At 59.4% G+C, this 24,165-nt stretch carries 20 protein-coding genes and 1 tRNA gene; 10 read left to right on the forward strand and 11 right to left on the reverse strand.

Annotated elements, in window-relative coordinates; genetic code table 11:
* Positions 1-59: 59 nt before the first annotated feature.
* The 3 genes from J0X19_RS09635 to J0X19_RS09645 all read left to right on the forward strand — a co-directional run bounded on the left by J0X19_RS09635 (position 60) and on the right by J0X19_RS09645 (position 2,127).
* Entirely contained in the window at positions 60-980 is a 921-nt protein-coding gene (locus J0X19_RS09635; RefSeq protein ID WP_206984148.1) for a 1-aminocyclopropane-1-carboxylate deaminase/D-cysteine desulfhydrase, read from the forward strand.
* Positions 981-1,073: 93 nt separating this feature from the next.
* On the forward strand, positions 1,074-1,709 hold the full coding sequence (locus J0X19_RS09640; RefSeq protein ID WP_206984149.1) for a DUF4230 domain-containing protein: 636 nt from the start codon (positions 1,074-1,076) through the stop codon (positions 1,707-1,709).
* A gap of 151 nt (positions 1,710-1,860) precedes the next feature.
* On the forward strand, positions 1,861-2,127 hold the full coding sequence (locus J0X19_RS09645; RefSeq protein WP_206984150.1) for a hypothetical protein: 267 nt from the start codon (positions 1,861-1,863) through the stop codon (positions 2,125-2,127).
* 138 nt (positions 2,128-2,265) lie between these two features.
* Here the strand turns inward: J0X19_RS09645 and J0X19_RS09650 are convergent, their stop codons facing one another.
* Positions 2,266-2,772 carry a regulatory protein RecX gene (locus J0X19_RS09650; RefSeq protein ID WP_206984151.1) on the reverse strand — a complete coding sequence of 169 codons (507 nt, stop codon included), beginning with the start codon at positions 2,770-2,772 and terminating at the stop codon, positions 2,266-2,268.
* A gap of 210 nt (positions 2,773-2,982) precedes the next feature.
* Between J0X19_RS09650 and J0X19_RS09655 the strand changes: the two genes are divergently transcribed.
* Positions 2,983-5,613, forward strand: coding sequence for a DUF5686 and carboxypeptidase regulatory-like domain-containing protein (locus J0X19_RS09655; protein WP_206984152.1), 2,631 nt, complete (start codon positions 2,983-2,985; stop codon positions 5,611-5,613).
* 73 nt (positions 5,614-5,686) lie between these two features.
* Here J0X19_RS09655 and J0X19_RS09660 read toward each other — a convergent pair whose 3' ends face one another.
* Together J0X19_RS09660 and J0X19_RS09665 are read right to left on the reverse strand one after the other, a co-directional pair.
* Complete coding sequence (locus J0X19_RS09660) at positions 5,687-5,968, reverse strand: DUF4834 family protein (protein WP_206984153.1); 282 nt, start codon at positions 5,966-5,968, stop codon at positions 5,687-5,689.
* Entirely contained in the window at positions 5,968-6,741 is a 774-nt protein-coding gene (locus J0X19_RS09665; protein ID WP_206984154.1) for an FkbM family methyltransferase, read from the reverse strand. The genes J0X19_RS09660 and J0X19_RS09665 overlap by 1 nt, the downstream gene beginning before the upstream one ends.
* A 98-nt stretch (positions 6,742-6,839) precedes the next feature.
* Here J0X19_RS09665 and J0X19_RS09670 point away from each other — a divergent pair, with 98 nt between their 5' ends.
* Complete coding sequence (locus tag J0X19_RS09670) at positions 6,840-7,532, forward strand: hypothetical protein (RefSeq protein ID WP_206984155.1); 693 nt, start codon at positions 6,840-6,842, stop codon at positions 7,530-7,532.
* Between the two features lie 10 nt (positions 7,533-7,542).
* Here the strand turns inward: J0X19_RS09670 and J0X19_RS09675 are convergent, their stop codons facing one another.
* On the reverse strand, positions 7,543-8,007 hold the full coding sequence (locus tag J0X19_RS09675) for a hypothetical protein (RefSeq protein ID WP_206984156.1): 465 nt from the start codon (positions 8,005-8,007) through the stop codon (positions 7,543-7,545).
* A gap of 174 nt (positions 8,008-8,181) precedes the next feature.
* Between J0X19_RS09675 and J0X19_RS09680 the strand changes: the two genes are divergently transcribed.
* A tRNA-Thr gene (locus tag J0X19_RS09680) sits at positions 8,182-8,254 on the forward strand.
* A gap of 92 nt (positions 8,255-8,346) precedes the next feature.
* On the opposite strand, the gene J0X19_RS09685 is transcribed toward J0X19_RS09680, so the two are convergent.
* The 5 genes from J0X19_RS09685 to J0X19_RS09705 all read right to left on the reverse strand — a co-directional run bounded on the left by J0X19_RS09685 (position 8,347) and on the right by J0X19_RS09705 (position 17,642).
* Positions 8,347-9,198, reverse strand: a complete 852-nt coding sequence (locus J0X19_RS09685; protein ID WP_206984157.1) for an endonuclease/exonuclease/phosphatase family protein — start codon at positions 9,196-9,198, stop codon at positions 8,347-8,349.
* Between the two features lie 43 nt (positions 9,199-9,241).
* The gene (locus J0X19_RS09690; protein WP_206984158.1) at positions 9,242-11,017 is read right to left on the reverse strand and encodes a RagB/SusD family nutrient uptake outer membrane protein; all 1,776 of its coding nucleotides are present in this window, start codon (positions 11,015-11,017) and stop codon (positions 9,242-9,244) included.
* Positions 11,018-11,039: 22 nt separating this feature from the next.
* Positions 11,040-14,330 carry a SusC/RagA family TonB-linked outer membrane protein gene (locus J0X19_RS09695; RefSeq protein WP_206984159.1) on the reverse strand — a complete coding sequence of 1,097 codons (3,291 nt, stop codon included), beginning with the start codon at positions 14,328-14,330 and terminating at the stop codon, positions 11,040-11,042.
* Positions 14,331-14,717: 387 nt separating this feature from the next.
* Entirely contained in the window at positions 14,718-16,019 is a 1,302-nt protein-coding gene (locus J0X19_RS09700) for a glycoside hydrolase family 28 protein (protein ID WP_206984160.1), read from the reverse strand.
* Between the two features lie 168 nt (positions 16,020-16,187).
* Positions 16,188-17,642 carry a phytoene desaturase family protein gene (locus tag J0X19_RS09705; protein WP_206984161.1) on the reverse strand — a complete coding sequence of 485 codons (1,455 nt, stop codon included), beginning with the start codon at positions 17,640-17,642 and terminating at the stop codon, positions 16,188-16,190.
* A 207-nt stretch (positions 17,643-17,849) separates the two neighbouring features.
* Between J0X19_RS09705 and J0X19_RS09710 the strand changes: the two genes are divergently transcribed.
* Positions 17,850-20,153, forward strand: coding sequence for a heavy metal translocating P-type ATPase (locus tag J0X19_RS09710; protein ID WP_206984162.1), 2,304 nt, complete (start codon positions 17,850-17,852; stop codon positions 20,151-20,153).
* 158 nt (positions 20,154-20,311) lie between these two features.
* Here the strand turns inward: J0X19_RS09710 and J0X19_RS09715 are convergent, their stop codons facing one another.
* The gene (locus J0X19_RS09715; protein ID WP_206984163.1) at positions 20,312-20,821 is read right to left on the reverse strand and encodes a hypothetical protein; all 510 of its coding nucleotides are present in this window, start codon (positions 20,819-20,821) and stop codon (positions 20,312-20,314) included.
* Positions 20,822-21,014: 193 nt separating this feature from the next.
* On the opposite strand from J0X19_RS09715, the gene J0X19_RS09720 reads away from it, so the two are divergent.
* On the forward strand, positions 21,015-21,818 hold the full coding sequence (locus tag J0X19_RS09720; protein WP_206984164.1) for an SDR family NAD(P)-dependent oxidoreductase: 804 nt from the start codon (positions 21,015-21,017) through the stop codon (positions 21,816-21,818).
* 163 nt (positions 21,819-21,981) lie between these two features.
* The gene (locus tag J0X19_RS09725) at positions 21,982-22,713 is read left to right on the forward strand and encodes an SDR family NAD(P)-dependent oxidoreductase (RefSeq protein ID WP_206984165.1); all 732 of its coding nucleotides are present in this window, start codon (positions 21,982-21,984) and stop codon (positions 22,711-22,713) included.
* A 109-nt stretch (positions 22,714-22,822) separates the two neighbouring features.
* Here the strand turns inward: J0X19_RS09725 and J0X19_RS09730 are convergent, their stop codons facing one another.
* Positions 22,823-23,188, reverse strand: a complete 366-nt coding sequence (locus J0X19_RS09730; RefSeq protein ID WP_206984166.1) for a hypothetical protein — start codon at positions 23,186-23,188, stop codon at positions 22,823-22,825.
* Positions 23,189-23,491: 303 nt separating this feature from the next.
* Here J0X19_RS09730 and J0X19_RS09735 point away from each other — a divergent pair, with 303 nt between their 5' ends.
* Positions 23,492-24,097, forward strand: coding sequence for a C40 family peptidase (locus J0X19_RS09735; protein WP_206984167.1), 606 nt, complete (start codon positions 23,492-23,494; stop codon positions 24,095-24,097).
* Positions 24,098-24,165 lie beyond the last annotated feature (68 nt).

The raw sequence follows: 24,165 nt of genomic DNA on the forward strand, positions 1-24,165 counted from the left end.
GAACGTTCTGCGACTTCTGCGCCCCTTCTGCGTCCTCTGCGGGCTAATAACTTCAGTACATGATTCTCCAACCCATAGCCGCTCCCGAAGCCACGCGCCGCAACATCCGGCTGCTGCTCCTGCGCGACGACCTCGCCCACCCAAAGCTGCCAGGTAACAAGTGGCGCAAGCTGAAATACAACCTCATGGCAGCCCGCCAAGCAGGCCACCATACGCTGCTGACTTTCGGCGGGTCCTTTTCCAACCACATTGCCGCCGTAGCCGCTGCGGGCCGCTTGCATAACTTCCGCACCATCGGCTTGATTCGGGGCGAGGAAACCCAGCCCCTCAACCCCACCCTGGCCCGCGCCACCGCCGACGGTATGCAGCTCCGCTACCTCAACCGGACCAGCTACCGCCGCAAGCAGGACCCAGCCTTCTTGGCGGAGCTACTGCACGAAACTGGCCCGGCCTACCTCATCCCCGAAGGCGGCTCCAACGCGCTGGCGTTGCCCGGCTGTGCCGAACTGGTAACCGAGCTAGCCGCCGCAACTTCCTTCGATTACCTCTGCGTAGCGTGCGGCACGGGCGGCACGCTGGCGGGCCTGCTCGCCGGCATGGCCGGCCAAGGGCAGGCCGTGGGCGTAGCGACCCTGAAAGGCGGCGAGTTCCTGCGCACCGACATCAACCAGCTAACCCAAACCGCCACCGGCCGCACCTACCTGAACTACGACCTGCGCACCGACTACCACCTGGGCGGTTACGCGCATTTCTCGCCGGAGCTGTTGCGCTTCATTCAGGAGTTCGAAGCCACCTACGGCATCCTCCTCGACCCCATCTACACCGGCAAGCTGCTCTACGCCATCTTCGACTTGCTGCGCCAGGACTACTTCGCTCCCAACTCCACGGTAATAGCCGTGCACACCGGCGGCTTGCAGGGTTGGACGGGGTTTCAACAGCGGTTCGGGAACCGTAGCGCGTGGTGGCCTACTGTGGTTTGAGGCTGGCGGCGCATTACTTTCAGAGCTAGCTCGTCGGCAAAACTTGCGGCGTTATCGTAGTATGTGGTAACTGTCTTTTGTTTCTGCTCTTGTATGTCGTTTTCCCTGTTGCTCCGCCGTTTGTTGCCGCTGTTGTTTTTGGTGGGGCTGGGGTGGTTTCTTTGGACGAAAGTCCGGCCGGCGCTGGATGGGCTGGAAAATCCGCTCGACCCTGCCCCGCGCATCACCGTCACGCACAATACGGTGCTGGAAAAAGTGGAAAGCCTGGGCCGCCTGGAGCTGGTCCGCTACCGGTTCAAAGACGTAGTGGAATACAAAAAAAGCACCTACCGTTTCCTGCCCGACGCCAAAGTGGCCCTCATTGTGGCCGGCGACGCCATCGGCTGCCTGGATTTGCGCAAAGTGCGGGCTCAGGACGTGGTATTTGAAGGCGACTCGGTGGTACGTGTGGCTCTACCGCCCGCTGAGCTGTGTACCTGGCAAATCGACCACAGCGCCAGCCGCGTGTACAGCGTGGAAAACGGCTTTTTCAAGGATGCTGAGCTGGTGGATGCCGGCTACAAGTACGCCGAAGCCAACGTGCGCCGCGCCGCACTGCAATCCGGCATCCTGGCCCAAACCGAGCAGAATGCCCAGCAAATCCTGCGTCCCATGCTGGAAACCATGACCGGCCGCCGCGTCATTCTCACCCAGCAAATGCAGAACCCGCTCCGCCCGGCGCAGCGCTAATTTTCAGCTTATGAAGATGGTAGAATATGAGCGTAGTCTGCAATGGGTCGGGCATTTGCACTGTCCCAGCTGCCGGCAAGACAACATAGGCTGGCGTTCCAGCGGCATGAGTGAAGCGTTTCCGCACTTTTACTGTTCGCAGTGCTCTAATGTGTTTCTGAACCGGAAAGCCCAGGAGTTGGTGTACTACGAAGCTACCCCGGAGCTATTAGCCCAAATTGCCGCCACCCTGCCAGCATGCCCGTGCGGTGGCCACTTCACCCCCACCGCCGGCCCCAAATGCCGCTGGTGCCACCACGAAATTCCCCTCGTGCGCAACCCCGTCCAGCACCTGCAAAACCCCAATATGGTGCTACTGGACGGCGCCTGCCTCATCCGCGACGAAGGCGAGCCGTATCAGGTGCATATCATCGGTTAAAGCTTTATTCGGAACGTTCTTAATCGACCGTCATGCTGAGCGCAGTCGAAGCATCTCGCGTGCTGATGTCAGAGCCCGTTCAACGATGCACGCGAGATGCTTCGACTGCGCTCAGCATGACGGTCAACGAAAAGCAACCTAATCTTCGTCTTCCTCCGGCGCTTTGCCTAGGTCGTCGAGGGCCATTTTGATGAGGTCCTGCTCATAGCCTTTGCCGGTGAGGTACACCTGAATCTTCTGGCGGCGGATGCGGGGGTTACGCTCCTTTTCCTGGCGGTCCTTTTTTTCCAGCACGTCCACCAGGTTCTGGTAGTACTCGTCGCCATCAATTTCCTTGAGGCCCGATTTGATGCAGTATTCGGAAATACCTTTCTGCTTGAGTTCTTGCGTGATGCGGCGGCGGCCCCACTTCTTGTTGCGGTAGTGCCCGCGCACGAAAGCCTGGGCGTAGCGTTCCTCATCAAGCAGCTTTTCCCGGCTTAGCCGGATGATGATTTCACCGGCTTCGTCTTCGTCGAGGCCATACTCGCGCAACTTGCTTTCCACCTCTTTCTGGTTGCGCTCCTGATAGGCACAAAAGGCGGCTATTTTGTGGAGCGCCTCGCCGGGCGTGTAGGTTTTCTTCTTTTTGTCGGGCTGATACATAGGTTGAGCGGAAAAGGCAGATCGGGCGTTGTGCGTGAGAAAGCAACACGAATTACGCAGTACGCATTCCGTGGCTGGCAGCGTTCATGAAATAAAGCTGCGGCCTGCTTTGCTACAAACAGCGCCGCGAATCGTCTTGTTGTTGGGGCAGCAGACAACCTTTTGGTGGGCTATCCTATCTATCTTGCTACCAATCATACTCGTTGCCGAATGCCGCGTTACTACTTGCTACTTGCCTTTCTGCTTATTACGCTCACGGCCTCGGCAGGCGTGGTGCGGGGCCGCATAACCGACCCACAGGGCGCGGCGCTGGCCTTCGCCAACGTAGCCGTGCGGGCCACCACCACCAGCACCGCCACCAACGAGCAGGGCAACTACCAATTGCGGCTCCAGCCCGGCCAATACGAGCTGGTATTTCAGTACGTGGGCTACAAACCGCGCATCGAGCAGGTGCGCGTAGCGGGCGGCGACACCGCCACCGTGCTCGACGTGACCCTCACCCCGGACAGCTACAAGCTCAAGGAAGTGGTGGTGCGCTCCACCGACCGGGACCCCGCCTACGCCATCATTCAGCAGGCCCAGCAGTGGCGGCGCTACCACCTGCGCGAAGTGGCCGCCTTCCGGGCTCGTGCCTACATCAAAACGCTGGCTCGCTTTCTGGAAGTACCGGGCAAGGTATTCGGCCTGATAAAAGTGGGCCCCGACATCAAACCAGGCATTTTTTACCTCTCCGAATCGGTATCGGACATGAGCTTCCGGCAGCCTAACGTGATACAGGAGCGCATGATTTCCTCGCGGGTCAGCGGCGACACGAAGGGCATCAGCTTCAACCGGGCCGGGCGCGGCGCGGGCCTCAATTTCTACGAGAACGTACTGAAAAGCGGCTTTTCCGAGCGGGGCTTCGTGTCGCCGATTGCCGATGGGGCCATGCTGTTCTACAAGTATGAGTTGGAAGGCACCACCCAGCAGGGCGGCGTGACGGTGCACAAAATTCGCGTGACGCTCCGCCGCCGCACCGACCCGGTGTTTTCCAGCGGCCACATCTACATCGTGGATGGCACCTGGCGCATCCACTCCATCTCCCTGAACCTCGACAAAAACGCCCAGCTCGATTACGTAGACCAGTTTCACATCGAGCAGCTGTTTGCGCCCGCGCCGGGGCCTTCCGATGTGTGGGTGATTCAGTCGCAGAAGATTACGGTGGGCTTCACGGCGTTTGGGTTCAAGGGCAGCGGCTACCTCACGGCCGTGCTCAGCAACTACAAAGTCACGCCCACTTACCCCAACCGCCCCGCGCCCACCGTGGCCCCGCCCGTGGCCGCCAACGAGCCCGCCGATGCCCCCGTCACCCGCGAAACCGCCGCCGATATTCGCAAGCAGAAGCCCAAGCTGGCGGGTTTGAGCCGGGAGGTGCGACGCCAAACCAAGCTGGCGGAGCGCGACACGGCCGGCCTAAGCATCGGCAAGCTGAAGCGCGGCGAGGTGATGCTGGTGGAGAAAGGCGTGAACGAGCGAGACTCCAGCTACTGGGACTCGGTGCGGCCCATTCCACTGACGGCCGAGGAGCAGAAAGACTACCACGTAAAAGACAGCACCGAGGTAATCCGCAACTCGCGGCCCTATCAGGATTCCTTGGACCGGGTGCGTAACAAGTTCTCCCCCAGCTCTTTGTTATTAGGCGGCTACACGTACTCCAACACCTTTTACAAGCGCTACTGGTACGTGGCGCCGGTGTTCAACATCCTCAACTACAACACCGTGGAAGGGGCCGTCATCCAGCCCCAGGTTACGTTCACGCAGCGCACCGACGACCGGCGGTTCTACACCATCACGCCCTCGGTGCGCTATGGCTTCAGCAACGAGCTGATTAGCCCGAGCCTGGCCGCTACCTGGCAATACGCGCCGGCCAAGGTGGCGCGGGTGAGCTTGCAAGCCGGCCGCTTCATCGAGAATTTCGATGCCAGCTCCCAGCTGACCCCGTTCATCAACACCTACTACACGCTGTTCAAAAACCGCAACTACGCCAAGCTCTACCGCCGCGACGGCGCCCAAATCAGCTACCAGAACGAGGTGGTGAACGGCCTCACGCTGCAAGGCACCCTCAGCTACTACGACCGGCGCCAGCTGGAAAACACCACCATCGATTTGTGGGTGGATAAGCCGGGCGTGGCCTTCACGCCCAACCAGCCGCTGAACGCCGAACTACCCTACGGCACCGGGTTTGGCCGAAACCAGGCTGCTACGGTTGAGCTAACGGCGTCCTTCCGGCCCGGCCAGCGCTACATCAGCCGCCCCGATGGCAAAATCAATTTAAGCTCTAAGCTTCCCACGTTTACGGGCACCTGGCGGCAGGGCCTCAGTGGCGTGCTGGGCTCCGATGTGCGCTACACGCTGCTGGAAGCGGGTATCCGGCAGACCATTGGCATGGGCCTGCTGGGCACGAGCAGCTACAAAGTAGCCGCCGGCGGCTTCCTGGGTCAGCCCGAGTTGTCGTTCATGGACTACCGCCATTTCAGCGGCAACCGCACCTACCTCGCCGCCGACTTCACCGACTTCCAGCTGCTCGACTACTACCGCTACAGCACCCGGAACCGTTTCCTGGAAGCGCACTACAACCACCATTTCAACGGCTTCTTCCTCAACAAAATCCCGCTGCTACGCCAGCTGAAGTGGCAGGAAGTAGCCTCGCTCAACTACCTCACCACCCCCGAAGCCGGGCACTACGTGGAACTAGGTGTCGGGCTGGAGCACGTATTCAAGGTGATGCGTGTGGATTTCTACACCGGCCTGCAATCCGGTGAGCGGGTAGGCACCGGCGTACGGGTCGGTATTGGATTCTAGGTGGGCTGAGTATAAAAGTGAAAGCCCTTTGATAGATATCTATCAAAGGGCTTTCACTTGAAATCGACCTGTTCTATTTCACTTCCTCGAAATCCACGTACTCGCCGCCCTTGAATTCCTTAGGTTGCGTAGGTTTCTGCTTGGGCGGCACGTAATCGACGTGGACTTGGCCGGTGGCGGTGCTGTTGCGCGGCGGCGCGGGCCGGGGTGCTTCAAACGGGTTGGCCCCGAACTGCTGGCCGTAGCGGCGGGTCTGCTTCTTCACGAAGGCAACCACCAGCCAGCGCATCAGCACCGGCAGCACAAAACGAAGGACAATAGAGACAAGAAAAAATATCAGCAGAAACTTGACCATCAAGACGTTGCTTCGGAGGCGGGGTTAGTGGGTTGAAAGTAGAAATCGGCCGAAACAGCGCTTTCCAGCTGCGTTTCGGTGCAGGGTACAAGTTCAGAACGCTCCGAGAGCAAAAATGGTTTGTAGCCCAGCTCAGCCAACAGCCCGGCTACGGCGCGGCGGTTTTCCAGCCCGTTCAGCTCGGTTTGGATGAGCGGCCGAAAGCGGCGCAGCGTGGCCTGCATGTGCCGAAACACCTCGTACTCAAAGCCTTCCACGTCGCACTTCACAAAATCCAGGCGTGGCAGGTGAGCCAGTAAGCCGTCGGGGTTGCGCATGCGCACGTCGTAAGTGCGGGCGTAGGTTTCGTGGGGGTTGCTGGCGGCTACCTTGGTCATGCCGTGGTGCAGCAGGCCGTTGCGCTCGGGCGTGCCCATCTGCACGATGGTATCTTGGCCGCCCAGGGCGTAGGGCAGCAACGTCAGGTTCTGGTAGCCACTGCGCTTTACGTTGTCCTGCCAGATGGCCTGAAATGCCGGAATCGGCTCCACGGCCAGCACCTGCCCTTCGGCCCCTACCAGCTTGGACAGCGCCACCGAATAGTAGCCCAGGTTGGCGCCAATATCCAGGCACACGAAACCGGGTTTGACTATTTTCTCCAGAAAAAACAGCTCCGGGTACTTCTTTTTGCCCCAGCCCGCGCCCACCAGCCGCAGGTACACCCCACTTACAAAACGAATGTACCGCTCGAAGCCAAGCGTGCGGACGAGGAGTTTGCGGAGTTGTTTCACCATAACAGCCGCAAAGATGTTGGAAAGCCGGCAAATACATTTGTTTTGCTTACTTAGAGACCTGCTTTTATCCTTACCTCTCTATTCTGCTAGCCTCCAGTATGCGCACTTGGGTTTCCTTTTGGCACAGGCTGCTTTGTTTGCTGCTTATACTTCTAGCTGCTACAGAAACTTACGCGCAAAAGCCACGAAGTGGGTATGTTGTTACGTTGGCCGGCGATACACTTCGCGGCGCTATCTTTCTTCGAGACGAGTTTGCCCAGCAGCGTCATGTGGAGTTTGTCCCGTTGCAAGGCACTGAAATTGTCTTTTTAGATGCTTATCAGTTAGCGTCTTACACCTATTATGAAGACGAGGACATCATACGCTACGTTGGACTGCCCTTTTACCAGAATGGTAGTACGGTCCCGACGCGCGGCTTTTTGCAGCAGCTAGTCGACGGTAAGGTTCAGCTGTATAAGTATAGGTATATCAAACTGGCACCTCGCCGCGCTTCCGAACTAAGAATAGATGCGTCGTTAGGCAATAAATATCCATTGTTTGGTCCTTTGAGCCGACGTGAGGCGGAGTTTTCCTCTTATAATGCGCCGCACTGTTTGGTTGTATTTCAGGCAGGGCGGCCCCGCTTAGAGGAAGTGAACTGGTGGGATTTGCGAAAGGATGCGGCCAATTACTTTGCCGATTACCCGGAGCTAGCCGCCGATTTGCGGGCCGGCAACTACCACATTCGCGACATAGAACGGATTATCCGGCGTTACAATACATGGCACGAAACGCGCCAGCAGGCTCGTTAGGCTCTTTTGCCTACCGTTTCCGGGCTTTGCTCCAGGCGCGTGATGCGCCGGCCGCTACCAACCCGCCTATTAGGTACCAGGCTACCGTCATAAGCTTGGTTTGCGGCGTGCGGTTGCTGGGAGCTTCGCCCAGGCCCAGCGGCCCCGGCAGTACCACGCCGCCTATGCCGGCTGCCAGCCCAAGTACGGCACCGCGCTGCCACGCTTTCTTACCCCGGCCTACCAAGCTGAAGTACAACCCATTGGAAAGCAGGTCACCGGCCATAGTCAGGTTGAACAGCGTATTATGGTCAGGTTGAGGCGCATCGGCTTTGCCTAATAGCTTGCGCAAGGCGCGCATACCCAGCACGTCCATGCGCGGTGCATCCTGGGGCCGCAGGTGGCGGGCTATTTCGTGGAGCAAGGTGAGGGCGGTGGCACCAGCTAGGCCGCTAGCTAGTGCCTGAGGCATAACGGATGGTTTGGTTGATTTCATAAACAGCAGCGCACAGCCTAATGGTGGATTGTGGTTCTTGAAAACGGGAAAGCCATTAGAGTAGTTATGCCTAACTTAATTGGGAGCCAACGCAAAAAATACGAGTTCATTTATCGGCTTTTTGATTCGGCTTTCTATCTTTGCTGCCCCTGGCGGATATGCCGCCGCGGAAACGCCGATTTAGCTCAGCTGGTAGAGCAGCTCATTCGTAATGAGCAGGTCGTTGGTTCGAGTCCAATAATCGGCTCACACAAGCAAAAAGGCTCCTTCTCACGTGAGAAGGAGCCTTTTTATTTTATCGGCAGTGGCAAGCCGAGAAAGGCATCCGTGGTTAACCGGCTACTTCTTTACCGAATACCGCACCTCAATAGCCACCGGGTAGTGGTCGGAAGGGGTTTTGCCGCCGCCGTAGGTATCGGTGAGGATGCCGTAGCGGGTGGCGGTGAAAGCCGGGCTCAGGAAGATATGGTCGATGCGGGCATCGGTTTTGGTGGTGGCCTTGAAGTCGTTGAACGTACCGTTGGGCGCGTATACCACGGCAGCCGTCTGGTAAGCGTCGCGTAGCGTGCCCGAGGTGCTGAGCAAGGTGTAGCTTTCGTTGCGCTGGTCCACGTTCAGGTCGCCGGTGAGGATGGCGGGGGAAGCACCGGCCATTTCCTTGATGCGGGCCAGAATCAGCTTGGCGCTTTCCTTGCGGGCCTGCACGCCTACGTGGTCGAAGTGGGTGTTGAAGAGGTAGAACGTGAAGCCGGTGGTTTTCTCCTGAAACTGCCCCCAGGTGCACACCCGCGGCAGCGCGGCGTCCCAGCCTTTCACCGGCGCAGTGGTATTGGGCGCCAGCCAGAAGGTGCCCTGCTTGAGCAGCTTGTACCGGTCTTGCTTGTAGAAAATAGCCGAATACTCGCCGGCCTGCTTGCCATCGTCGCGGCCCACCCCGATGTAGGCGTAGCCGGGCAGCTTGCTCGTCATGTCCTGAAGCTGGGTGTAGAGCACCTCCTGGGTACCAAACAAGTCGAAATCCTGAAACCGAATCAGGTTGGTGAGGTGGGGCAGCCGCCGCAGCCAGGCGTTGGCCGTGTCCTGCTTGTTGTCGTAGCGGACGTTGTAGGTAGCCACCTTCATAGTTTGGGCCGAAATGGTGGCCGATACAGCAAGCAGCAGGAACAGGGCGCAGAGGGCCTTTTTAATCATAGCAACCAAAGAAAGGGAAGAAAAGAAAGGTAAACAGAATTACTTACCAACCGGGGTTTTGGCCCAGCTTGGGGTTGAGTAGCCGGTCGGTTTCCGGGATGGGGTACAGGTAGTATTTCTCTTCCCAGCGGCGCGGAATGTTGGTTAGCCAGGTGATTTCGCCGGAAGTGCCGTTGCGGAGGCGCTGCGGATTGGGGCTGCCGCCGTTGATGGTGGGCGCCACGTTTATGTAAGTAACGCCGGCGGGCCGGTTGGCGGGCAGCGTGGTGTAGAAGGCCACATCCAGGATGCCATCCTCGTTCAAATCAAGCGGCTGGTCGAGGGCCGGCACGTAGAAACCGTTCCAGGCCATGTCCATCAGCTCGCCGCGGTGCCAGCGCACCAGGTCATAGAACCGGAGCCCTTCCAGCGCCAGCTCAACGCCCCGCTCCCGGCGTATTTCCAGCAGCGCCGCATTGGAGATACCGGGGAAGTAGTTGGTTTGCAAGTACGTATCTACCACGGTAGGCTTGGCGGTCAAACCACCCGTTATGCCGGCCCGCTGCCGCAATGCGCCCACGGTACGCACCCATTCGGCGTCGGTGAAAGTACCTAGCTCGGCTTTGGCCTCAGCAAAATTAAGCAGCACCTCAGCGTAGCGGATAATGGGAATGGAGTTGATGTTGCGGCTGCCCCCATCGTAGTACGTGTCGTCGAGCGTCCACTTGATGGGCTGGTAGCCGGTGTAGGTGTAGGAGAAAACCGGTGGTGCCGGCTCCGATACGCCCCCGTTTACGCGCTTGTAGTCGCCCATCCGGATGGTTTGTTGCAGGCGTTTGTCGCGGTTTTTCACTTCCTGGGCAAACGGCATGGTTTCGTAGCTGGGCCGGCTGGTAAACGGGGTACCATCAATGTTGAGGTAGGTGTTCACGAACGTGCGAATCAGGCTGACGCGGGCGCCGTAGGTGGCGCTGGTCCACCACCAGTTGGCGTCGTTGTAGATACTCAGGGCGGGGTCCACCACGGCGGCCAGAATGGTTTCGGACGGTACTACGGCGGTGCTGGTGAACAGCTGGCGATACGCTTTGTCGGTGCCACCGGCGGTGTTCAAGCTGAAGCCGCCGGTGGTCATGACGGTGTTGGCGGCCGAAGCGGCTTCCGTCAGCCAGGTATTGGCGCTGCTGGCTAGGTTGTAGCTGGTGTGGTACTTCCGGAACGTGCCCTCAAACAAGCACACCCGCGACTTGAAGGCGAAAGCCGTTTGCCGGGTAATCAAGCTGCGGCTGTTGTCGGCGGTGGTGTTAAGGTTTTGGCAGGCAAAATTCAGGTCGGCCAGCACCGAGTCCATCACCAAGGTGCGCGGGTCGCGGCCGTTGTAAAGCGCCGGGTCGTTCACAGCCATCGGCTTGCTGATCCACGGCACGTCGCCGAAGCGCTTCACCTTATCGAAGTAGAACCAGGCCCGGAAAAACCGCGCCAGCCCGAGGTAGTGGTTGCGCGCGGCGGGCGCAATAGCGGGGTTGTTGCAGTTGGCAATAAAGTAGTTGATGTTGCGCAGCCGCGTCCAGTCCCAACCCGAGCTTTGGCGGGCGCTGAAAGCCCCGGTCCGCAGAAAATCGGGCACTTGGGTACGGGCCGAGTAGTCGGCCATGGCGTCGCCCTGGTGAATGTCGTTGGCCGTAGGCAGCACGTCGTAGAACGAGTTGGAGTAGAGCTGCAAACCGGCTTCACTGCCGAATACGGCCTCGTTGGTGACGGTGGCTTCCGGCTCCTGGTCCAGCTTTTCGCAGCTGGCAAACGTGAGGCTTAGCAAAATCAGCCAACCAAAATATCTTTTCATGATGCGGTAAGTTTGCGCCGGGTTAGAAAGTAGCTGACAACCCCAGCGTTACGCTTTTCAGAATGGGGTAATTGTTGGCGTTGCCGCTGCTGTTGCTGTTGGGATTGGTGGAGGTGGCCGAAGGCGGGCTCAGGAGCACGTCGGAGCGGCCGATGTTTTCCACGTCGATGTCCTCGGTGATTTTGTAGAAGGGCGACCAGGTCCAGAGGTTCTCACCCGACACAAACACCCGCGCGTTGCTCATCTTGATGCGTCCAATCAACGACTGGGGCAGGTTGTAGCCGAGCTGAATGTTTTTCAGGCGCAGGTAGGCCACGTTTTGCAGGTACCGGGTCTGGGTTTGGGTCAGCTCGCCGGCCCCGTTCTGCGACACGTAGCCGCGGTAGCGCGGGAAATAGGCATCCGGGTTGTCCTCCGACCAGATGTTGCCTAAGTGCGACTTCGGCAGCTTGTTGTAGGGCCGGTTGTACTGGCCCCAAAACGTGCCGGCCTCGGAGCCAGGATACCAGTCCTGATGCCCTACGCCCTGGAAGAACACCGACACAAAGAAGTCGTGCCAGCTGGCGTCGGCCATGGCACCATAAGTGTAGCGCGGCAGGGCGTTGCCAATCACGCGCCGGTCGCCGGGGTTGCCCACCGTGTTGTCGCCGTTGTTGATAACTCCGTCGCCATTCAGGTCGGCAAACTTGATGTCGCCGGGCAGTAGCTGGCCGCTGGTAGAAGCCCGGAACAGCGCCTGTGAGGGGGAGCTGGCAATCTGGTCTTGCGAGGTGAAAAAGCCGTCGGTGGTGTAGCCCCAGATTTCGCCCAGCTTCTGGCCCTCGTAGTAGCTCAGGTCGGCGCTGTTGTTGTTGGGGTCGTTGAGCTGCTTGTTGGGGTTGTTGTACTTGGTGATGGTGGCTTGGTAGTCGGCCAGCGTGAGGCGCACGCCGTAGCTGAGCGGCTTGGTACCCAGGTCCAAATTGTCGCGCCAGTTCAAAGCCACTTCCCAGCCTTTGGTGCGCAGGTCGGCGTAGTTGCCCTTGGGCACTGCCGTACCAAATACGGCCGGCAACGTCATGCCCACCGTAAACATGTCGGTGGTGTTGCGAATGTAGCCGTCGGCGTTCAGCGTGAGGCGGTTATTCAGCATGCTCAGGTCGAAACCCAGGTCTTTGGTAGTGGACGTTTCCCAGGTGAGGCCATCCGGAATAACGCCCGGCTGGCTGGTGAGCTGCGGCCGCACCCCGTTCAGCACCCGTCCCGACTGCGAAATACCGAACTGCTCCTGGTAAGCGTAGGAGTTGATGTTGCCGTTGCCGAGTGCCCCGTACGAGCCCCGGATTTTCAGCTCGGAAATCAGGTTGGGCGACACTTTCCAGAACGACTCATTAGACAAACGCCAGCCCGCCGAGAAGGATGGGAAGTAGGCAAACCGCTCGTTGGAAGGGAACTTCGAGGAGCCATCATACCGGCCGCTAGCTTCCAGCAAATAGCGCTCCTTGAACGAGTAGTTGAGGCGGTAGAAGCCCCCCATGATGTTCCACCGGTCCCAGCCGCCCTGCGTGGTAATCGACTGGCCCAGCGCTAGGTTGATGTCCTGGGCGCTTTGGTAAATCAGGCCGTTGCGCTGGGTTTGCAGGCCCCGGAACGTGGACTGCTCGTAGTTGTAGCCCACCATGGCCTTGAAGTAGTGGACGTCCTGGAAGTGGTTTTCGTACTCGCCAAACAAGTTGGCGGCCAGGTAGCGGGTCTGCCCGAAGTTGCGCAGCAGGTCGTTGGTGTTGGTGCCCACGTACTCAATCACGCCGGGCTTGCGGCTGTACGGCACCGGCACGCGGGTTTGGGTCCGGTCGTTGTCGGTGTTGCGGAACGTGAAGTTGCCGTTGAGCCGCACCTTGTCTTCCAGAAAATGCGCCAGAAACGCAGTGGTGTTGCGCGTCACCCGCTCGTCCAAGTCGATGCCGTTTTTACCATACCACATGTCGCCCACGGTGTAGGCGGCCGAGTACGTGAGGGTGCCGTCGGGGTTGAACATGGGCGCTACCGTGTGGCCCTCGTCGGCGATGTTGCGCCAGATGCCACCGCCTTCGCCCACGTTCAGCGGGTTGTGGTAGCGCATGCTGGAGTAGTCGGTGTTGTTGTCGATGCGCAGCCACGGAAACAGGTCGATAGCACCTTTCGCCCGGAAGTTGTACATGCGGTAATCGTCGGAGTTGTAGCGGAAAATACCGTCCTGCCCGAAGTAGCGGCCCGTGGCGTAGAAGCTGGCCTTACCGCTGCTCCCCGACACCGACAAATTGTGCTCGGTGGCGCTGGTGCGCTTCTTATATAGCTCTTTGTACCAGTCGGTGTTGCCGTAGTACACGTACTCGCCGGCGGCATTCACCTCCACTTTCGGTAGGCTCGGGTCTTCGGAACGACGCTTCAGCTCGGCCAGGTAAGCGGGTGAGAACTTCACCGTTTTGTTGATGTTCTGCGGCGTCTGCGAATAGTCGTTCCACGCCGACCAGCCCTCGTTGAACATGGAGGCAAACACGTAGCCATCCGTCACGAAATCGGGCACCGTGGTCGGGCTCTTGATGGACTGATTGAAGGCGTACGTGACGCTTGTTTTCTCTTTCGCAGGGTTTTTGGTGGTAATCAGTACCACCCCGAACGCGCCGCGCGCCCCGTAAATAGCCGCCGCCGAGGCATCTTTCAGCACCGTCACGGTGGCCACGTCGTTGGGGTTGATGCGGCTCGGGTCACCTTCCACGCCGTCAATCAGCACCAGCGCGTTGCCGCCCTGCCCGATGGACGTGGCCCCCCGGATGTTGTAGGCCGGCGAGGTAGTGGGCTTGCCGTCGCCGGGCACCAGGTTCAGGTTGGGCAGCACGCCTTGCAGGCCCTGCGTGAGGTTGGGCAGGGCGCGGTTTTGCAGCACCTCCGACGATACCTGGTCCACAGCCCCAGTCAGGTTCACTTTTTTCTGGGTGCCGTAGCCTACCACCACCACTTCATCGAGAGCCTTTGAATCCGGCGCCAGCGTCACGTTGATGGCCGTGCGCGTCCCGATGGCCACTTCCTGCGGCTGAAACCCCAGAAACGATACTACCAGCGTGGTAGCGCCACTGGGCACCTGCACACTATAGGTACCATCGGGGCCAGTGCTGGCACCCGCGCTGGTACCTTTCACCAGTACTGTCACGCCGGGCAGCCCTTCGCCCGCCTTATCGGTCACGCGGCCCGTAACATTTTGGTTTTGTTGCGCATACGCCGTAACGCTGCAACAGATTACTACGGGTGCAAGCAACCGTTGCTTCCACCTGGAAGAGCTAGTAGATGTTTTCATGCATGGGCTTAGGTTAGTTTTCCAGAGAGAAAAAACTGAGGTCAGGACACAGAGGTACCGCACGTCAAAAAATTGAACTTTGACGCTCTTGCTTATTGAAAACACTACAGAAAAACAGGCTTTACTTAGCCAATTCCTCTAATACACTCCACACCGACATGTACTTGATTGTACGAAACCCTTTCGAGCCTCAAAGATAGAATGGGCTAACTATGGTTTATTTAACATTAAATAGACTTGACAAATTGGTAACAGACAGGTTTCAATTCGTTGTCGTTTTAGTAATATCCTGATAATACTCCCACTAGCTTAATTGCCCCCGTAACGCAAAACGCCCCACCAGTAACTGGCGGGGCGTTTTGCTAGGGTCAGGGCAATAGCAGGCTGCTAGTCGGGTTTCAACGGGGTTACGGCGGGGCCGGTGCGGGCGTCTTGCGTGGCTTTGAGTGGCGCGCCGTTGAGGGTCACATTCTCGAATCTCACAGCGGGGTACTTGTTGGGAAACTCGACTTTCTGAGCCGTAGCATCTACGTTCTTAAACACAATGTTTTCCACCTTGTCGGTAGGGTTGCCATCGAGCACCGCAAACTGCTTGCAGTTCACTTTCACGTTGGAAATAGTGATGTTGCGGATGGTGCCGAAGGGCTTTTCGGTGCTGCCCGCCATGTTGAAAAACTGCGTCCAGGGCGACAGGGTGACGATGGTACCGCACTTGCCGGTTACGTTGTCGATGGTGATGTTCTCGTAGAGCTGGTAGGTGTCGGGGCGCATCTTAAAGAGCAGCAGCGGCCGGTCGTTGTCCACCTTGCAGTTGCGCACCGTAATGCGGTTGGCATGGATACACTCGCTGCCGCAGGTGACGGCCGCGTGTACTTCGCCGAAGGTGCAGTTTTCCACCAGCACGTCTTCAATCGGGCCGTTTTCCGGCAGGTTCTGGGCGTTGGGGCCTTTGCCGCCTTTCATCACAATGCCGTCGTCATTGACGGAAATGTAGCAGTTGCGGATGGTCACTTTCTTGCACACGTCAATATCCACGGCGTCGGTGCTGGGGGCCTTCACCGGCCGGAACGGAGAGCGAATGTCGCAGCCTTCAATCAGCACGTTGTTGCACTGGTAGAGGTGGGTGGTCCAGAAGCCGGCGTTGTGCAGCTTCACGTTTTCAATGGTCACGTTGTCGCAGCCCCAGATAAAGAGCAGCCGGGGTCGGTGCACCTCCAGGTTGGTGGATGATTTGCCGGCCTTCTGCATGGAGTCCCGGTGCGCCCAAAACGCCTTCCAGAACCGCAGCCCGTTACCATCAATCTTGCCGGGGCCGCTCACCCGGAAGTTGTTCACCTTGTAGGCGTTGACAAGGGCCGCGTAATAATCCAGCTTCTGCCCTTCCATGCGCGACGGCCCGAGGGGGTAATCGGCAATGTTGTCGGAGCCCTTGAGCTTGGCCCCGGCCTCCAGCCGCAGCTGCGTCTTGGGCTTGAAAAACAACGCCCCGCTCAGAAACACGCCTTTCGGAATTACGATGGTGCCGCCGCCACTGGCACTGGCCTTGTCGATGGCACTCTGGATAGCCTTCGTGTTCAGCCTGGTACTATCGGTACTCGCGCCAAACTTGGTAATAACATAGTCTTTGGCGTGCGCCGGCCGGGCCAGCGCCACCACGCAAAACAGAAAGAAAAGCAGCGTTCTATTCATGAGGAGGCAACAAGGGTGGAAAGGCACGAAGATAGATACGCAAGGTAGGGCTTGCGCCTGAACTTAGGTTGGCTGACAAACCTCTTCCGGAAAGGAATAGCCTGAGTGCGAAGCAAGATGAATCATCGGGCGGGGAGAGGCCCCGGCATCGGGAGTGAAACGCGCGGGTTATGCTTCCTGGTACAATGGCGCGGGTTTCAGGTGAAACACGTCGTGCAGGGCGCGGCGGGCGGCGTGGTAGCCGCACATACCGTGCACCCCGCCGCCGGGTGGTGTAGCCGACGAGCACAGATACAGCCCGGCCTGGGAGGTGCGGTAGGGCGAGGCGCGCAACGCGGGCCGGGTGAAAAGCTGGGTGAGGTCGAGCAGGCCGCCGTTGATGTCGCCGCCCACGTAGTTGGGGTTGTGCGCCTCCATCTGGGTTGTATTGAAGGTATGGCGGCCGATAATTCGTTCCCGGAAGCCGGGCGCAAACCGCTCTACCTGCCGTTCAATGGCGGTGGTCATATCCTGCGTGGAGCCGTTCGGGACGTGGCAGTAGGCCCAGGCGGTATGCTTACCGGAAGGGGCGCGGGTGTCGTCGAAGACACTTTGCTGGGCCAGCAGCACGAACGGCTTGCTGGGGTGCTGGCCGGCGGCAGCAGCTTTTTCGCCGGCGGCAATTTCTTCCAGCGTACCGCCCAGGTGCACCGTGCCCGCCTGCCGGCACCCTTCGGCCACAAACGGAATCGGGGCATCCAGCGCCCAATCCACCTTGAACACGCCCATGCCGTAGCGGTAGCGCCGCAGCTGCCACTGGTAGATGCCGGAAAGCTTATGCCCGGCCAGTTGCAGCAATTGGGCTGGCGTGACGTCGAGCAGCACGGCCTTGGCCGGGGGCAGCTGCGAGAGAGACCGGACGAAGGTGCCGGTTTCAATCTGCCCGCCCAGCGCCACAAAGTGCGCCACCAGCGCATCGGCAATCTGCTGGGAGCCGCCTTTGGGCAGTGGCCAGCCCTTGCGGTGCGCGGCTGTCAGCAGCACCAGACCAATGGCCGCGGTGGTCAGGTTTTCCAGCGGCTGAATGGCGTGGGCGGCCATGCCGGCAAACAGGCCCCGCGCTTCTTTGGCCTGAAAACGCTTGGCCAGCAGCGTGGCCGGTTGCAGGGCCGACAAGCCGAAACGGGCCATATCCAGCGGGTGCTTGGGCACGTGTAGCGGGGCCAGCACGTCGGGAGCCAGGTTCGGCCAGCTCTTCACGAGTGGCGCCAGTAGCTGACGATAGGCGCGTTCATCAGCCCCCAGGCTTCGGGCTGTATCGGCGAGGGAGTTGACCACCGTGGCGGCCGTACCGCCATCGAAGGGGTGGGCGGCAGCCACTGGGGGCGTAATGTACTCCAGGCCGTATTGGGCGAGCGGCAAGGTTTGGAAGAAGGGCGAAGCCGCCGCCAAGGGGTGAATAGCCGAGCAGATGTCGTGGCGGAAGCCGGGCAAGGTCAGCTCCGCCGTGCGCAGGCCGCCGCCCAGCTCCTTCTTGCCTTCGAGCAGCAGCACCGACAAGCCCGCCTGTTGCAGCACAATGGCCGCCGCCAGCCCGTTCGGGCCCGAGCCCACTACTACCGCATCAAATTCAGGCTTAGACATCAACCGTTGGTTTATGGCAAGAAAGGAAGAGGTTCCTGCATTTTTTTTGGGCGGCACCTACCGGCTAGGGCACCAGAAATTATGTAGGTCTTGTTTAGGATTACGTACGGCCCGGCGCGGTGGCTGGCCGTTCCTTTGTATTGCCTTCACGCCGTACGGCATCTGTACGCCGAAACGGGCCTGCCGCTTCTATTTCGCTGCTTTACTATGTCTTCTGTTCCTGAAACCACCACCCTCGACATCGAAGGAATGACCTGCGCCTCGTGCGCGTCGTTCGTGGAGAAGTCGTTGAGCCGCACGCCGGGCGTGCAGAGTGCGCTTGTCAATTTTGCCACCGAAAAAGCCACCATTCAGTACCTACCCGACCAGGCCTCGCCTGCCACGCTGAAAGAGGCCGTAGTACAGGCCGGCTACGGCGTGGTGGAGCGCGCCCCCGACACCAGCGCCGCCGACCGGAGCGCCGAGCTGGACCGCCAGAAAGCCTTGGCCTATCAGCAGCTGAAGCGCCGGTTCTGGGTGGCGCTGGGGCTGGCCGTAGTAATTATGCCGCTGAGCATGCTGATGCTGTGGCCGGCTTTGCTACAGCGCGTGAACGTGCAGTGGCTGAACTACTTGCTGCTAGCACTCACGCTACCCGTGCTGCTCTACAGTGGCCGCGAGTTCTACGTATCGGCGTGGAACGGCTTGCGGCACCGCACCGCCAACATGGATACGCTGGTAGCCGTGGGTACGGGCGCCGCTTTCCTGTACAGCTTGGCCGCTACGGTGGCGCCCCACTTCTTTATGAGCCGGGGCCTCATGCCGGAAGTATACTACGACACCACCGCCACCATCATTGCCCTGATTTTGCTGGGTAAGGTGCTGGAAATGCGCGCCAAAACCCGCACGTCGGCGGCTATGAAGGCCCTGCTGGGGCTGCAAGTGAAAACCGCCCGCGTGGTGCGTCCCAACGGCCAGGAGCTGGACGTACCCATCGAGCAGGTCCAGCTCGGCGACACGCTGCTGGTGCGGCCCGGCGAGAAAATAGCCACCGATGGTATTCTGCTCGAAGGCTACTCGTCGGTGGATGAGGCCATGCTGACCGGGGAAAGTCTGCCCGTCGAGAAAAAAGCGGGCGACCCGGTGTTTGGCGCTACCCTTAACAAAACCGGCTCCTTCCGCTTCCGTGTAACGAAAGTGGGCGCCGATACCCTGCTTTCCCAGATTGTGAAGCTGGTGGAAGATGCCCAAGGCAGCCGCGCCCCCATTCAGCGCCTCGCCGATAAAGTCAGCGCCGTATTTGTGCCGACGGTGGTAGTTATTGCCCTGCTCACGTTTGCGGTGTGGTTTGGTCTGGCCCCGGAAGCTACCCGGCTGCCGCTGGCCTTGGTCAATTTTGTGGCGGTGCTCATCATTGCCTGCCCCTGCGCTTTGGGGCTGGCCACGCCCACGGCTATTATGGTAGGTACCGGCAAAGGCGCCGAGCACGGGGTGCTGATTCGGAGTGCCGAGGCGCTGGAAAAGGCCTATCGGGTGAACACCGTGCTGCTCGACAAAACCGGCACCATCACCAGCGGCCAGCCCACCGTCACCGATTTTGCGGCTCCCAATCAGGATACCGCCCACTTGCTCCGGCTAGTGGCCGCCGTAGAACGGCAGAGTGAGCACCCGCTGGCCGAGGCCGTGGTGCGCTACGCCGACGCGCACAGCCCCGAGAAGCTGGTCGCTACCGACTTTCAAGCCCTGGAAGGCCGCGGCGCGGCGGCCACGGTAAACGGCCAGCCCGTACTTATCGGCAACCAGCGGTTACTGACAGAAGCGGGCATACTGCTTTCCCCAGAGCTAACCACGCAGGCAGCCAGGCTGCTAGCCGACGCTAAAACGGTGCTGTACGTGGCCGTAGCCAACCAAGCCGTGGCACTGCTGGGCGTGGCCGACACCGTGCGCGCCACCTCGGCGGCGGCCATCAGCCGGTTGCAGGCCCTGGGCATTGAGGTGGTGATGACAACTGGCGACAACCCGCAAACGGCCGCCCAGGTAGCCGCCCAGGTAGGCATCAAGCGGTATTTTGCCGAGGTGTTGCCCGCCGACAAAGCCAACAAGGTGAAGGAGCTGCAAGCCGAAGGCCGCGTGGTGGCCATGGTCGGCGACGGTATCAACGACGCGCCGGCGCTAGCTCAGGCCGACATCGGGCTGGCCATCGGCTCGGGTACGGATGTGGCCCTGGAAGCGGCGGGCATTACGCTCATGCGCTCCGACCTGCACGGCGTAGTCACGGCCATTGAACTGTCGCGCCAGACCATCCGCACCATCCGGCAAAACCTGTTTTTCGCCTTTATCTACAACATCCTGGGCATTCCCATTGCGGCCGGGGTGCTGTACCCGGTGTTCGGGGTGCTGCTGTCCCCTATGCTGGCGGCGGCGGCCATGGCGCTTAGCTCAGTATCGGTGCTAACCAACTCGCTCCGCCTGCGGGCTTTCCGAGCCAGTAGCTTCACTGGCTGCCATCGAAACCCCGGCAGGGTAGCATAGCGGTAGAGAAGCGCGCACTCTGCTTTCGTTGCTCCGGTCCGACGGCTTTGATTTGCGCCTATAACCTGCTTCATAACAAGCAACTGACTGGCTACCAACAAAACGGCCCCGCTACTCCTGAGAGTGCGGGGCCGTTTTGTTGGCTTATTTATGCGGGCTTAAAAGCCGTTTTCGATGCCGTAAGTGGTATCGGAGTTGTGCAGACCGGCCGAAGCGCCGCGGTACACCGATTCGTTGCTGGATTTCCACTTAGAATCCTCGTTCTTCTTGGGGTTGTAGGGCGCGTAGATGTCCGACGACGCCTTGGATTTCTTGCTGCGGAGTGCCAGCCAGCTCAGGCCGCTTACCAGCAAAGCACCGCCAATTACTTTCTGCTGGGTGGTGAGGCTATTGAACTGGTCCACCGCTTTCGAGCCGAAGTCTTTCACCGACTGGGGCAACTGGTTCAGGTTCACGTTTTTCAACAGCTCATCCTGGTTCAGCCACGATTTGCGCTGCGTGTCCTGAGGCTGGCTGCCTTCCGCCGTAGAGGCCGAGGCGGTGGGCTGGCTGGTAGTGGTTTCAAACGAATCGTCACTTACGTTGCCCAACGACGCAGCCGTGTCGGTGAGGCTATCGGTAGCAGACAAAGAGGAACCGGTCGGATTTACTTGATTGTGCTTGGCCATGATGGATAACTAAAAAGGTACAACAGAAGGAAAGCCTGACTACTGAACGGCTTTCGTGCGAGAGTATTCGTTGAAAACCCACTGCGGGTTACGGTTGCGGGCAGATGATTTTCGCGGCCAAGCTCGACATAACCCGGCTGTTGGTAAGTGAGTAAGCCCCACAGTACCCCTTACTTATCTAACTCCAGCTCCTATGTCACCCGATTCCAATCTTTCCGTTGCCCTCATTACTGGTGCCGCCAGCGGCATTGGCCAAGAACTCGCTCACCTCTTCGCCAAAGACCAGTATCAGCTCATTCTCGTCGACCAGAATACGGCTGGCCTCAACACCTTTGCCGAGCACCTGCGCAGCGTGCACCAAATCGAGCCCACACTCATCACGCAGGACCTTAGCCACGACGGCGCCGCCCAGCGCGTGTACGACGAAGTGAAAGCCCAGGGCCTGGCCGTGGATATCTTGGTAAACGACGCCGGTTTCGGCGAGTACGGCCCCTACCTGGAGTCGGATGTGGCCCGCAACCGGGCCGTAATTCACACCAACATTGTAGCCCTGTCTGAGCTGACTTTCCTGTTTGGGCGCGACATGGTGTCGCGCGGCAAGGGCCGCATTTTGCAGCTGGCTTCCACGGCTGCCTTCACGCCCTCACCCAACATGGCGGTGTATTCGGCCACCAAATCCTTTGTGCTGAGCTTCTCCGAGGCGCTGGCCAATGAGCTGAAAGACACTGGCGTAACCGTAACCGCCCTGTGCCCCGGCGCCACCGATACCGACTTTTTCGAGCGGGCCGGGGCTGAGGACACCCGCGCCGCTCACGGCGTGATGGGCCTCGCCGACCCCAAAGACGTGGCCAAGGACGGCTACGAAGCCCTGATGAAAGGGGAAGCCCGCGTCATTTCCGGCATCACCAATAAAATCCAGGCCATGCTCACCAACATCACCCCCGACGGTCTGGTGGCCGCGGGGATGCGCAAGGTGTTTGAAGAGCCTTCCAAGTAAGAGTTTTTAAACTTATAGTTGAGGTTGCCGTTTTTCCGTTGACCGCGGGAAAGCGGCAACTTTTTTTGTGGGGTGCAAGCAACAGCTGGCGGCGAGCAGGAAACCTATTTCTCTGCAACCACCAGCCGCTGGCCGGCACCCGCTTTCGACTCCAGCTTCAGTTATGCAGCGTTTCAAGAATAAGGTATGCCTCGTGACGGGCGCTACCTCGGGTATCGGGCGGGCCGTGGCCGTGCAAATGGGCCGCGAAAGTGGCTGCGTGGCCGTACTGGGCCGCGACGTAGCCGACGGCCGCGCCGTGGTGAGTGAAATAAAGGCGGCAGGCGGCGACGCTATTTTCATCAGGGCCGATGTGGGCCGCGACGCTTCTTTGCAAGCTGCCGTGCAGAAGATTCTGGATACCTGGGGCCGGGTGGATGTGCTGGTCAGCAACGCCGCCATGATGACCTTCAAGCCCCTACTCAAGCTCGACCCCAAGGAGTGGGATGAGGTACTAAACGTGAACCTACGGGCCCTGTTCCGGCTCACCCAGCTGTGCTTGCCCCACATGAAGCGCGGCGCCATTGTGGCCGTTAGCTCGGTACACGCCCATCAAACCACGCCCAACGTGGTGCCCTACGCCGCCAGCAAAGGCGCCGTAGAGGCCTTCGTGCGCGGGCTCAGTCTGGAAATTCCGCATACCCACGCCCGCATCAACGCCGTAGCGCCCGGCGCCGTGGACACGCCCATGCTCTGGAGCAACCCCAACGTGAAAAGCGGCAAAGAGAAAATCACCGGCCAGGTAGGCACCCCTAATGAACTGGCCGCCGCCATCTGCTTTATGGCCTCCCCCGAGGCCAACTTCGTCAACGGCACCACCCTGGTAGTAGACGGCGGCCGGTTGGCTGCTTTGTAAGTGGTGAAATTGTGAGATGGTGAAGTGGTGAGTTTGACGTCTTGCTAGCCAGACTACGCTATTTGCGCAACTAGCAACGCCAGAACGTCAAACTCACCACTTCACCATTTCACAATTTCGCTTTTGGCCCTTGGTGCATATCGGCGGGGTTGGGGAGGGGCTGGCCGCGGGTGTAGAGGGGCGCGTTGAGCAGAGCGGCCTCGCGGGCCGCTATTTCAAAAGGAATATTGTAGTACCCATAGCGCATCCAGCCCAGCAAGTAGCGGCGCAGGAAGCCCAGTCTGCCGTGCTCCTCGAACTGCCGGATGTGCTCCATTTCGTGGGCCACCCAGTACGGGTCGTTGAGGAACTCCTCCCGGGTAGCCCCGCTCAAATGGATTTTATTACCCAGCACCATGGCCACGCTCCGGGTGCCCAGCTTGAGGCGTGCCAGCCGAGCCAGCGGGGAATTTTCGATGATAAGCGGAAGCTTCATAAGGCAGGAAAAAGGCGGCGGATTATACGTTGTAAACAAGTTGGTTGGTTGCGCGGGTTGCAAGCTCTTTTCAAGATTAAGTTGACTTTTGAGAAGAATATTATGTCATTTCGGGGCCCGGTTTTGGTTGTTCCCGATTTTAGAGCTTAGTTTGAAGCATAGGTCGGAACAGAATCCTCTCGATTTTGCCGCCTTTTGTTGGTTTGTTACCTCCCTTTTTTCACCCCGCTTCTATCGAATAAGAAGTACTTCCCGGTTCCTTCGGCCACTCCGAAAACCACTTTTGCCACCCCACGACGGACAATGAAGAATATCCCCCTGTATTGCCTCGCCGCGGCCTCCATGGCCCTCTCCTTCTTCTTCGAAACGACTCCCTCCTCTTCCGGCTCCTCCTCGTCGGCCCCTATTGCGGCTGAGGCTTCGCTGCTCTCGTTGTTCTCCGACGAAGACGGCAAAAAGCACGACGTTCCCGCCAACGACTCGGCGGCATACGACTACTACGGTCAGGCCCTCGGCGTCAACCTGACCCACACCGAAAACAAAGATTTGCTGCGTACCGTCCTCGACTGGATTGGCACTCCCTACCGCTACGGCAGCAACTCCAAAAAAGGCACCGACTGCTCGGGTTTCGTAACCCGCGTGTACCAGGAAGTGTACGGCATCACGCTCCAGCGCAGTTCCCGCTCGATGTTCAGCAGCGTGAAGCACGTAAGCAAAGACGCCATGGAAACCGGCGACTTGGTTTTCTTCCGCCGCGGCCCCGGCCAGCCTATCTACCACGTTGGCATTTATTTGAAAGACGGCAAATTTGCGCATTCAGCTTGCAGCGGCGGCGTGATGGTTAGTTCCCTGAACCAGCAGTACTACCACCGCAATTTCTACGCCGCCGGCCGCGTGGAAACCAACTAACCGCCTGCCCGCACCGCATCTTTATGAAACCCTGCCCTACCGGAGCAGGGTTTTTTATTGACAATCAG

The sequence above is a fragment of the Hymenobacter telluris genome (assembly GCF_017313265.1).
Taxonomy (GTDB): Bacteria; Bacteroidota; Bacteroidia; order Cytophagales; family Hymenobacteraceae; genus Hymenobacter; species Hymenobacter telluris.